The 9,759-nt window shown below is 66.5% G+C and carries 13 protein-coding genes and 1 pseudogene; 9 read left to right on the top strand and 5 right to left on the bottom strand.

Annotated elements, in window-relative coordinates; genetic code table 11:
* Both H7I41_RS09250 and H7I41_RS09255 read right to left on the bottom strand, forming a co-directional pair.
* A pseudogene (locus tag H7I41_RS09250) lies at positions 1-294 on the bottom strand (hypothetical protein); the annotation flags it as partial.
* 39 nt (positions 295-333) lie between these two features.
* Positions 334-1,611 carry a serine hydrolase domain-containing protein gene (locus H7I41_RS09255; protein ID WP_264012285.1) on the bottom strand — a complete coding sequence of 426 codons (1,278 nt, stop codon included), beginning with the start codon at positions 1,609-1,611 and terminating at the stop codon, positions 334-336.
* Positions 1,612-1,766: 155 nt separating this feature from the next.
* Here H7I41_RS09255 and H7I41_RS09260 point away from each other — a divergent pair, with 155 nt between their 5' ends.
* The 3 genes from H7I41_RS09260 to H7I41_RS09270 all read left to right on the top strand — a co-directional run bounded on the left by H7I41_RS09260 (position 1,767) and on the right by H7I41_RS09270 (position 3,696).
* Positions 1,767-2,141, top strand: coding sequence for an HNH endonuclease (locus H7I41_RS09260; RefSeq protein WP_264012286.1), 375 nt, complete (start codon positions 1,767-1,769; stop codon positions 2,139-2,141).
* Positions 2,142-2,276: 135 nt separating this feature from the next.
* A complete protein-coding gene (locus H7I41_RS09265) occupies positions 2,277-3,182 on the top strand; it encodes a hypothetical protein (RefSeq protein ID WP_264012287.1) in 906 nt (301 codons plus the stop codon).
* A gap of 55 nt (positions 3,183-3,237) precedes the next feature.
* Positions 3,238-3,696: an SRPBCC family protein gene (locus tag H7I41_RS09270; protein WP_264012288.1), complete on the top strand. Its 459-nt coding sequence runs from the start codon at positions 3,238-3,240 to the stop codon at positions 3,694-3,696.
* 23 nt (positions 3,697-3,719) lie between these two features.
* On the opposite strand, the gene H7I41_RS09275 is transcribed toward H7I41_RS09270, so the two are convergent.
* Positions 3,720-4,121: an ester cyclase gene (locus H7I41_RS09275; protein ID WP_264012289.1), complete on the bottom strand. Its 402-nt coding sequence runs from the start codon at positions 4,119-4,121 to the stop codon at positions 3,720-3,722.
* Positions 4,122-4,149: 28 nt separating this feature from the next.
* Positions 4,150-4,911, bottom strand: coding sequence for a bestrophin-like domain (locus tag H7I41_RS09280; protein WP_264012290.1), 762 nt, complete (start codon positions 4,909-4,911; stop codon positions 4,150-4,152).
* Positions 4,912-5,227: 316 nt separating this feature from the next.
* Between H7I41_RS09280 and H7I41_RS09285 the strand changes: the two genes are divergently transcribed.
* Genes H7I41_RS09285 through H7I41_RS09305 form a run of 5 tightly spaced genes read left to right on the top strand, consistent with a single transcriptional unit; the run spans position 5,228 to position 7,869 of the window.
* Positions 5,228-5,866 carry a class I SAM-dependent methyltransferase gene (locus tag H7I41_RS09285; protein ID WP_264012291.1) on the top strand — a complete coding sequence of 213 codons (639 nt, stop codon included), beginning with the start codon at positions 5,228-5,230 and terminating at the stop codon, positions 5,864-5,866.
* The gene (locus H7I41_RS09290; RefSeq protein ID WP_264012292.1) at positions 5,866-6,240 is read left to right on the top strand and encodes a VOC family protein; all 375 of its coding nucleotides are present in this window, start codon (positions 5,866-5,868) and stop codon (positions 6,238-6,240) included. Before H7I41_RS09285 ends, H7I41_RS09290 begins: the two co-directional genes overlap by 1 nt.
* Positions 6,241-6,300: 60 nt before the next feature.
* Positions 6,301-6,972 (top strand): SH3-like domain-containing protein, encoded by a 672-nt coding sequence (locus H7I41_RS09295; RefSeq protein WP_264012293.1) that lies wholly within the window; start codon positions 6,301-6,303, stop codon positions 6,970-6,972.
* Positions 6,969-7,565, top strand: coding sequence for a nitrile hydratase subunit alpha (gene nthA, locus H7I41_RS09300; protein WP_264012294.1), 597 nt, complete (start codon positions 6,969-6,971; stop codon positions 7,563-7,565). The genes H7I41_RS09295 and nthA overlap by 4 nt, the downstream gene beginning before the upstream one ends.
* On the top strand, positions 7,552-7,869 hold the full coding sequence (locus H7I41_RS09305) for an SH3-like domain-containing protein (RefSeq protein ID WP_264012295.1): 318 nt from the start codon (positions 7,552-7,554) through the stop codon (positions 7,867-7,869). The genes nthA and H7I41_RS09305 overlap by 14 nt, the downstream gene beginning before the upstream one ends.
* Positions 7,870-7,908: 39 nt before the next feature.
* Here the strand turns inward: H7I41_RS09305 and ychF are convergent, their stop codons facing one another.
* Positions 7,909-8,982, bottom strand: a complete 1,074-nt coding sequence (gene ychF / locus H7I41_RS09310) for a redox-regulated ATPase YchF (RefSeq protein ID WP_264012296.1) — start codon at positions 8,980-8,982, stop codon at positions 7,909-7,911.
* Between the two features lie 132 nt (positions 8,983-9,114).
* Here ychF and H7I41_RS09315 point away from each other — a divergent pair.
* The coding region (locus H7I41_RS09315; RefSeq protein WP_372503716.1) for a DUF6542 domain-containing protein at positions 9,115-9,759 on the top strand (645 nt) is incomplete at its 3' end.

The raw sequence follows: 9,759 nt of genomic DNA on the forward strand, positions 1-9,759 counted from the left end.
GGCGGGGCCGGCGGCGGTACTGGCGGGGCCGGCGGCGTGCGGCGGATCTCCTGCGTGGGCGACATGTCCGCCGGTGACGGCGGCCGGCGCAGCCGCTCGGTGCGCCCCGCGTCCGGTGGGCGTGGCGCGTCGGGACGTGGCGGAGGCGGGCGGAATCTCTCGGTCGGCGGTTCCGGCCGGCCCCGCGGAATGCGGTGCGTCGCCGGATCTTGGGGCGGCTGGCCGCGACCACGCCATCCGGGCTGCCCTGGGCGTGGCGGCGGGGGCGTCGTCATCGTCGCGATTCTGCCTCATCGGCCCGGCATAGGTCGTGGACGCGGCCGGTCCCGCCGGCTACCTCGTCGTCGTCGGGGGCGGCGACGTCAGCGACAGGCCGGCGTAGATCTCGTCGAGCAGTATCGGCAACATCGCCTGCGCGGTGGTCCTGCCGTCCGGCGACAGCGTCAGATTCGTCCAGATGACCAGCGTGACGTCGTTCTCCGCGTCGAAGCCCATGAACGAGTTGAATCCCGGCAGCTCACCGCCGTGGTAGAACATCGCGGCCTGCGGTCCGAAACGCTGATACGAGATGCCGAACCCGTATTTCTGGCCTTCGGGCGCGTCCGGATCCTCCGCCTCCAGCGCGTCCTGCCATCGGCGGTGGTGGTCGGCATCGAAGATCCGGCCGGAGACGAGTGCGCGCATCCACGTGGCCAGGTCGTCGGCCGTCGAGATGGCGCCCCCGGCGGCGGTGGCGTAGGACGAATTCTGGTGGGTGTAGTCGACCGGCTTCAGTGACCCGTCCCGCGCGGCGGCCTGCATGTCGGGCGGGTAGGGATCGTCGCCGAGGGCGTAGAAGCTGCCGCCGTACATGTAGCCGTGCGAGAACGGTGCCGGGATGGCGGTGTCGTCAGCGGCGGGCAGCGAGGTCTGCGCCATGCCGGCCGGAGCGAAGAGCCTCTCCTGCAACTGCTGGGCCAGCGGGCGGCCGCCCGCCTTCTCGGCGACCAGGCCGAGCAGCGCGTAATTGGTGTTGCTGTACTCGTATTCGGCGTCAGGCGCGAAATTCGGCGGGTGACGGAAGGCGATGGCCAGCACCTCCCCTGGCGTCCACGCCCGGCCCAGGTCGGCGTCCATCATCGCCGACAGCTCCGGATCGCCCGTGTAGCCGTACAGACCGGTACGCATCTTCATCAGCTGCGCGACGGTGATGTTGTCACCGTTCGGCACGTCGGACACGAATCTCGACACGGGATCGTCGAAGGCGAGCTTGCCGTCCTGGGCAAGCAGCACGATCAACGCGGCGGTCATCGTCTTGGTGTTCGACGCGATCCGGAAGTGGGTTTCGGGGGTGGGCGGCGTCATGGCCCCGATCTCAGTCGTCCCGAAGGGCGCGACGAACCTCCCCTGCGGGGTCTGCAGCAGGACCAGCGCGCCGGGAACCTCGAGTTCCTTCGCCGCGGCCTCGACGACGGCCCGGAGTGATTGCGCGTCAACCGTTTTCAGCGCCGTCGACGCCACGCCGGTGGTGGCGGTCGTCGGCGGCGTTGGTGTCGTCGGCCCGTCGGCGGACGACGTACAACCGGCCGCCAGCAGCACCACCGCGCCGGCGAGGCAGCACAGGCGCGTCATTCGGAGACGAGATCCGGACATGGACCCACCGCCCGTCGGCATCGCTGGTAGCCGGACCCTACGCCCGTCACGAACTCGAGACCGGCGATCAGCGGAACGCGACACGCGACCCGCACCGCACGGCCGAAGGCTCCGGCCGGCGCTAGCCTCAGCCCATGCCGTCCCGAAGCCGGACCCGCTCGGCGAGATACGCGCGCCGACGCAGCCGGCGGATGGCCGAGCAGGAACACGATCTGACAGCGGAGCAGTGGACCGCTCTGAAGTCAGCCTGGGGCGGGTGCGCCTACTGCGGCGCCAATGGCACACCGCTGCAGAAGGACTGCATGCTGCCGATCTCGCGCGGCGGCCGGTACGCGCTGGCGAACGTGGTGCCCAGCTGCGGCTCGTGCAACGCCAGCAAGTGCAATTCCGAGGTCACCAGCTGGATGCGCCGCAAGAAGCTCGACGAAGGTGCGTTCCTGGTCCGGCAGGCCGAGATCGCGCGCGAGCTGGTCGCCGATGAGGCCGTCGTCGCGCCGTGCCCCGAGTAGCGGACGTACGCGTACCGGCGATCTGCCGATCGTCGTCGAGTTTGCCGTTGATGCCCGCCGGGTACTGACCTGCCAGCGCAGCGACGTTTCGAGTCGTGCTATTCCGTTGCGATTTCGTTGCCAGGAGGAGATCGAATGACCGCATTTCTACGACGGGGACGGGCCGCAGCGTCGGTAGCCGTCGTGGCCGGCCTGATCGGCGCATTGTGCTGCTTGGCCATGCCGACCGCACAGGCATTCGCGATCCAGAACCACGACAGCATCACGCGTGCCGCGCTCCCAGCCGATCAGGTCAATCAGCTCGGCATCGCGCAGATCCTCAACGGGCCGCCGCCCGGCGGGGGCGCCGTCGGCAGTGACGCCTTTGCGCTCGATGACTGGCGACACATCGACAACTCGAAAAGCCCCGCCGAGGTCTGCGCCAAGGCGCAGCGGGCGTGGGACGTCTTCTCACCGGTCATCCTCAGCGGGTCACTGCCGGCCGGCCCAGGTGCGACGGTGTTGGTGAACGGGCCCGCCGCGCGCGCCGCGTTCGGCGGCTTACTGCACGCCCAGCAGGACTTCTACGCACACTCGAACTGGGTCGAGGAGAACATCGCGGCGGGGCAGCCGAACCGGCTGGCTCCCCCGCTTTTCCCGTCCTGCAATCCGGGCGCTTTTCCGGCCAGTCTCCACACCGGCTATTTCAATCTGTTGTTCTTCAACCAGTTCCCGTTCGACGGCTGTCCCCCCGGTGGTCCGCCGCCCGGCTTCCAGGAGTGCCACTCGAAGCTGAACAAGGACGGCCCCGACACGGCACGCGGTAAGCAACCCGTTCCCGGGACCGGTATGAACATGTACTCCCTGGCTAAGAGTCTGGCCACCACGGCGTCCACGGACCTCTACAAGCAGGTGCGGAGCCTGGTCGTCCGCACGGTCACCGCGAAATACCCTGGCGTGAACAGTGAATGCGTCGTGACGAAGCTGTTCCGCCCCGACCTGTTCGGGCCCTGTGCCCCGTACTCGATCCCGCTTCCACCCGCACCTGCACCGCCACGCTGACTCGGGGGCCGGTCGAACAGACGCCGGAAGCGTCGATGTCGATTTACCGTGAGTCATGGCTCATGGAACCGCATCGGTCGTCATCGCCCATCCCAAGCAGGTCGTCTGGGACTACATCGTCGACCCGGACAACACGTCGAACGTGCTGCCGGGGATCGTGGCCGTCCGCGCCGAGAAGCGACCGCCCTACGTTCCCGGCGACGTCTGGCACGGCACGGCCCGACTGTTCGGCATCACCTACGAGTGGACCGGCGTGTTCAGCCGTTTCGAGCCGCCCAGAGTGATGGAATTCCGGTCGACGGAGTCGAGGTTCCCGTTCGTCACTGTCGACACCCTGGAAGAGGTTCCCGGGGGTACCCGCTACACCTGCCAGGCCACCGGCGAACCGGCGTTCGGCGGCCCCGTCGGTCGACTGCTCGACGCCGTCATGTCGACGGCGTACCAGCGGATACTGAGTAGGCATCTCGCCCGACTGCCGGCGCATGTCGATGCGTGGGTTGTCAACGGGCGCTGACCATCGCGACTGATCGACCGCCGCTATCGCCCGCGCGAGACCTGCTCACGAATGGCCTGCACGTCGATCACCGACCGCACCTCGGCGATGCGACGATCGTCGTCGAACCTGTAGAAGACGTGCTCGGGGAACGACACCTGCCCGCCTGTTGGCTCGAAGCCCAGAAAGGCGTGCCGCGGCGTGCATTCGAAGAACAGCCTGCACGCCACGACGTCGTCCTCGGCGATGAGGACCTCCGGCCGGAACTGCAGATCCGGGATCGCGTCGATATCGCCTTCCAACATCGCCCTGTAGTCCTGCAGGGTCATACGACGCCCGTTGTAAGACAGCTGATCGGCGACGAACTCGCCGAGCCGCGGCCACTGTCGCTCGTTGAGGCACTGCAAGTAGGCACGGTAGACATTCAGCAGATCGTCCTGGCTCATCCGGCCGACCTTTCGGTTCTTCGGACGGTTACGCTCGGCCCATCTGGTCCAGGGCGACGCGCAGAGAAGTGCTGGGGATCTTGACCAGCCCGCCATAAGGCTGATCCATTTCGAGCATCATGAAGATCGGGCCGGCGAGTGCAATCGCGGCGACCACCAATGCCGCGATCACGCTCGCGTTCCGCGGTGCGAACAGCCCGAAACTGGCGAAGATCACCGCCAGCCACGCCACGACGACGACGAAGAACGCCCATGGGAATCGGCTTCCGATTTGTTCGACGGTCGTCCACCGCGACTGGGCAATCGTGTTGGTGCTCTCCAGCGCGTTGGACCGCAGCCACTGCTGACGTTCCGTCCGCGGCGACAGTTCGAAGACGTCACGCTGAACCAGAGTTATGCCGGCCCCACTGCTGAGCGCCGTGAGCGATACCGCACCGCCTTCCTCCGGCCAGATCTGATGAATTCGTTGTGCAAGCAGATCCTTGGCCAACGCTCGGATTGGCGCGGTCTCCGGCCCGTACTCGGCCAAGGTCTGATCGAGCATGATGAATTGAACGCCCGCACTTCTTAGTTCACTCTCCTTCTCGGCGAGCGAGCTGATGGAGGAGCCGGTGAGAAGGCCGAGCACCACCGCCGAAAGCGTCCCGAGCATGGCCATTATGGTCCTGATGGCGTCGCGCGACTCGGTGCTCAAATGCGGATCAGGAAGGACCTTTCCGAGAAACATCCCCAGCATTGCGCCGCCGAAGATGATCGCGAAGACAACGACGCCGATCAGAACGTCTTTCATCAGCCCCTCGCTCTCCACCGCGAGAACGCGTTGAAGAGCGCCTGCGGTTGGCCGCGTTCAACGTACTGCCTGATGATCGGCTTAGACCGATGATCGTCAATCTTGCGCTTTAAAGGCCTCCGCGAAAATTGTCGGCTCAGTCGTCGGTGTCGCTTCCTCTGCACCCAAGGACCATTACCCGGGGCTTCAGCCCAGACGCGGGCACTTCATGCGGCCGGCCGCAGGCCCTGATGCCTCAGCCTCCACCTACACGTGGAAGCCGAACTCCACCACGTCACAGACCGCACGAGCTACTTTTGCCCCTAGAGTCTGCTCTGTGCTCGACGCCACCATCAGCCGCCGCTACACCGAGATCGCTGACGTCTACATCGACATGTTCGGCGCCGTCGAGCATGTCGATCCCGAGGACCTGCAATTCCTGCACCGGCATCTCGGTCGATGCGACGGCACAGTTCTCGACGTCGGCTGCGGACCGGGGCACCTCACCGCTTACTTGACGGAGCTCGGTGCGATCGCGAGGGGTGTCGACCTGGTGCCTGCCTTCATCGACGGCGCCCGCTCTCACTGGCCCGAACTCGACTTCGCCGTCGGCTCGATGCGAGACCTCGACGTTCCCGACCACTCGCTTGGCGGAATTCTCGCCTGGTACTCACTGATTCACTGTGAGCCCACCGAACTCGGCGCGGTGCTCGCCGGATTCCGTAGGTCGATGAAGCACGATGGGACTCTGGTGGTGGGGTTCTTCGAGGGCGACGAACTCGAACCGTTCGACCACAAGGTGATCACGGCTCACCGTTGGCCGATCGACCAGTTGTCGAGGCTGCTCTCTGCTGTCGGGTTCGTCGAGATAGAGCGGATGCGACGAGCGGGCAACGATCGGGTGCGGCCACACGCCGCCCTCGCCCTGCGAGCGACATGCCTGCGGCAGAGTGCGATGAGCTGGAGGGAGAATTGATGGCAAACCGCTGGTCTGGAGTGACCATCGATTGCACCGATCCGATTCGGATGTCGACTTTTTGGGCCGCCCTGCTCGGCATCCCAGCGTCGAGCGAGCACGGGGACGATTCGGACTGGGCGACGGTGGGCTCGCGCTCGGGACCGTTACCCCGACTCACCTTTCAGCGCGTTCCCGAACCGAATGCCACGAAGGTGCGCATCCACCTCGACGTGGAGATCGATGACATCGACACCGGACGTCTGCAAGTCGAGGAACTGGGCGGACGCTTCTCGGGCGTTCGACATGACCACGACGAAGGGATCGTGCTGAACATGCTGGATCCCGAGGGACATGAGTTCTGCCTGGTTCAGTACTTCGACGTCAGACGTTGAAGCGGAAATCGAGCCTCGAGATCGGGATTGCCCGAAGGGGATCGGGTCTACGCTCGCTACGTGCCCAACAGCCACGATCTGGGCGGTAAGACCGAGCACTTCGGCTCGATCGCCCACACGCCCAGCGAGCCGGTGTTCCACGCGGTCTGGGAGCGCCGAGTGTTCGGCATCACCTACTTCCTGCATACGCTGCTTGGCCCTGATTTCGACACGTTTCGTGGACACCTGGCACTCCTGCCGCCGGAGAAGTACTTCGGCTCGTACTACCGCCGGTGGGTCCCTGCCATCGAGCAGATGTTCGCCGAGTACCTCTCGGGTGAACGCTCGGTTCCAAAGATCAAGGTGGTGGGCACGGCCCTGTTCCTGCAGCGGGTGGCGTTGCGTCCAACCCTGCCCCGCCTCATGAACGCTCGGGTGGCACCGAAGATCATTGGGACGCACAAGAAGACGAAGCGGCCCGCACGCTTTGAGATCGGTGATGCGGTGCGGGTCCGCCCGGCGCCCGCGGAGGGGCACAGTCAGCAGCCTGATTACGTCAGCGGCCGGCTCGGGCGAGTGACCGACCACCGCGGCGCCGCGATCCTCCCCGACCGTCGTTTCGCCACCGGCTCAACTGCCCCTGAGCACCTGTACACGGTCATGTTCGACGGAGCCGAACTGTGGGGCGACGAAGCCGAGCCCAACACCGAGGTGCGCATCGAGTTGTTCGAGCCTTATCTGGAGCCGGCATGACTGAGCCTGACCCCATCGCCGCCCGCGTTGAAGCGTTGGAGTCGTTGCTCCTGGAGCGCGGGCTGATCGACCCGGCCGCCGTCGACGCGGTCATCGAGCACTATGAGAAGGATGTCGGGCCGCTCAACGGCGCCAAGGTGATTGCGCGAGCCTGGACCGATGACACCTTCCGGAAACGGCTCATGGACCACGGCACCAGGGCCATCGCCGAACTCGGGTTCGGCGGCGTAGAAGGCGCGGACATGCGCATTGTCGAGAACACCACCGATGTGCACAACGTTGTGGTCTGCACCCTCTGCTCCTGCTACCCATGGCCTGTCCTCGGCCTGCCACCGAGCTGGTACAAGTCGCCGGAGTATCGGTCGCGCATGGTCGTCGAGCCACGCAAGGTCCTTGCCGAAATGGGGCTGGTCGTCTCCGACGACATCCGTATCCGCGTCTGGGACAGTTCGGCCGAAGCGCGCTACCTCGTGCTGCCCCAGCGACCGTCGGACACAGAAGGGTGGACGGCGGAACAACTGGTCCCACTGGTCACACGTGACTCGATGATCGGTGTCGCGCTGGCTTCCGAGGCAGCCGATGCCGGACGCTGAGGTGTCTCTCGACGCCGAGGGCCCGGCAGCACCTCCGCGAGCCAACGGGGAATTGGCGTTCGACGCACCGTGGGAGCGTCGCCTGTTCGGCGTGACGATGGCGCTCAGCCAACGCGTGTTCAGTTATGCGGACTTCCGGGAACGGCTCATGGTCCGGGTGGGCGAGGCGCCGACCCGGCCCTACTGGCGCAGTTGGGCGGCGGCGCTCGAGGATGCTCTCGCGGAGGTCTGCGCGCTCGACCCCGGTGTCGTCGAAGCGCGACATCAGGAGTTCTTGGCGCGCCCGCACGGCCACGATCACTGACCGTTTCGATCTGGAGACACTCCGGTCGGCTGCCCGCACCTACACGTTGAAGCGGAACTCCACCACGTCGCCGTCGGCCATCACGTAGTCCTTGCCCTCCATGCGCACCTTGCCCGCCGACTTGGCCGCCGCCATCGAGCCGGCCTCCACCAGGTCGTCGTAGGACACGATCTCGGCCTTGATGAAGCCCTTCTCGAAGTCGGTGTGGATGACGCCTGCGGCCTTCGGCGCGGTGTCGCCCTGGTGGATCGTCCATGCCCGCGACTCCTTGGGCCCGGCCGTCAGGAAGGTCTGCAGCTTCAGCGTGTGGAACCCGGCACGGGCCAGCGCGTCGAGGCCGCGTTCGGTCTGCCCGATCGACTCCAACAGCTCGGCCGCCGACTCCTCGTCGAGTTCCTGCAATTCGGCTTCGATCTTGGCGTCGAGGAACACCGCGTCGGCGGGCGCGACCAGCTCGCGCAGTTCGGCCACCCGCGCGTCGTCGGTCAGCACTCCCTCGTCGGCGTTGAACACGTACAGGAACGGCTTGGTGGTCAACAGGTTCAGCTCGCGCAACAGCGTCGCGTCGAAGCTCGCGCCGAACAGCGTCCGGCCGTCGTTGAGCACCTCTTGCGCGGCGAGCGCGGCCTCGTGCACGGGCCTGCGGTCCTTGTGCGTGCGGGCTTCCTTCTCCAGTCGCGGCAGCGCCCGCTCGAGGGTCTGCATGTCGGCGAGCATGAGTTCGGTCTCGATCACCTCGATGTCGGACCGCGGGTCGATCCGGCCGTCCACGTGGGTGACGTCGTCGTCGGTGAACACCCGCACCACCTGGCAGATGGCGTCGCATTCACGGATGTTGGCCAGGAATTTGTTTCCGAGACCGGCGCCCTCCGACGCGCCCTTGACGATGCCGGCGATGTCGACGAACGTCACCGGCGCGTGCACAATCTTGTCGGAGTGGAACATTTTCGCCAGCTCGTCGAGCCGAGGATCCGGGAGCGCGACCACACCCTCGTTGGGTTCGATGGTCGCGAACGGGTAGTTCGCCGCCAGCACGTTGTTGCGCGTCAGCGCATTGAACAGGGTCGACTTTCCGACGTTCGGGAGTCCGACGATTCCGAGGTTGAGTCCCACAGGGATCACAGTCTGCCAGAGGACGGCGCGCGCACCCGCGCGCGCTGGCAGCGCAGCACGCTGCGGAGCCGGTACGGTCTACCTGTGTCAGGACAGCGCGCCCGGCCGGCGGTGTCGGCCGACCATCGCTCTGTGCATCCCAATTTCCCGGGTGTGCCGTGGTGGGGTGCCGTGCTGCTGGCGGGCACGTTCACCGCCGTGGGCTTCGCCTTCGACGCCGGATCGGGCGACCGTCAGCTCAGCGCGGTGTTCTCCGCCTGCTACGTCCTGGGGTGTCTGCTCGCGGTGCTCGCGGTCCGGCAGAACTCGATCTTCACCGCCGTCATCCAGCCGCCACTGATCCTGTTCGCGAGCGTTCCCGGCGCCTACTTCCTGTTCCACGGCGGGCAGCTCAGCGGGCTCAAGGATCTGGCCATCAACTGCGGTTATCCGCTGATCGAGCGGTTCCCGCTGATGTTCTTCACCGCCGCGGCCGTGCTGCTCATCGGCATGGGCCGGTGGTACCTCGGCATGTCGGCACGGCGGGGCGCACCGGCCGCAGAGGCCAGCGACGCGAAGGCCACCAAGGACACGAAAGCGACCAAGCCCAAGCGCAGCGCCTCCGGCGGCGGGCTGCTGTCGACCGTCACCGCCAAGGTGTCCGCCCTCACCGGTGCCGACGCCGCAGAGGATGACGCCGAGGACGAGGAACCGCCACGCAAACGTGCCTCCGAGCGGCCCCGGCGGTCCGCCCGCACGGCCGCCGGTGAGGCCGCGCTGGAGGCCCGCGAGGCCCGC

The organism is [Mycobacterium] manitobense (genome assembly GCF_025821665.1).
GTDB classification, from domain to species: Bacteria; Actinomycetota; Actinomycetes; order Mycobacteriales; family Mycobacteriaceae; genus Mycobacterium; species Mycobacterium arseniciresistens.

What these genes read in the sequence shown, in the direction of transcription:
- H7I41_RS09255 (WP_264012285.1), bottom strand. Translation starts at nt 1,611, where the DNA reads ATGACGCGCCTGTGCTGCCTCGCCGGCGCGGTGGTGCTGCTGGCGGCC.
- H7I41_RS09260 (WP_264012286.1), top strand. Translation starts at nt 1,767, where the DNA reads ATGCCGTCCCGAAGCCGGACCCGCTCGGCGAGATACGCGCGCCGACGC.
- H7I41_RS09265 (WP_264012287.1), top strand. Translation starts at nt 2,277, where the DNA reads ATGACCGCATTTCTACGACGGGGACGGGCCGCAGCGTCGGTAGCCGTC.
- H7I41_RS09270 (WP_264012288.1), top strand. Translation starts at nt 3,238, where the DNA reads ATGGCTCATGGAACCGCATCGGTCGTCATCGCCCATCCCAAGCAGGTC.
- H7I41_RS09275 (WP_264012289.1), bottom strand. Translation starts at nt 4,121, where the DNA reads ATGAGCCAGGACGATCTGCTGAATGTCTACCGTGCCTACTTGCAGTGC.
- H7I41_RS09280 (WP_264012290.1), bottom strand. Translation starts at nt 4,911, where the DNA reads ATGAAAGACGTTCTGATCGGCGTCGTTGTCTTCGCGATCATCTTCGGC.
- H7I41_RS09290 (WP_264012292.1), top strand. Translation starts at nt 5,866, where the DNA reads ATGGCAAACCGCTGGTCTGGAGTGACCATCGATTGCACCGATCCGATT.
- nthA (WP_264012294.1), top strand. Translation starts at nt 6,969, where the DNA reads ATGACTGAGCCTGACCCCATCGCCGCCCGCGTTGAAGCGTTGGAGTCG.
- H7I41_RS09305 (WP_264012295.1), top strand. Translation starts at nt 7,552, where the DNA reads ATGCCGGACGCTGAGGTGTCTCTCGACGCCGAGGGCCCGGCAGCACCT.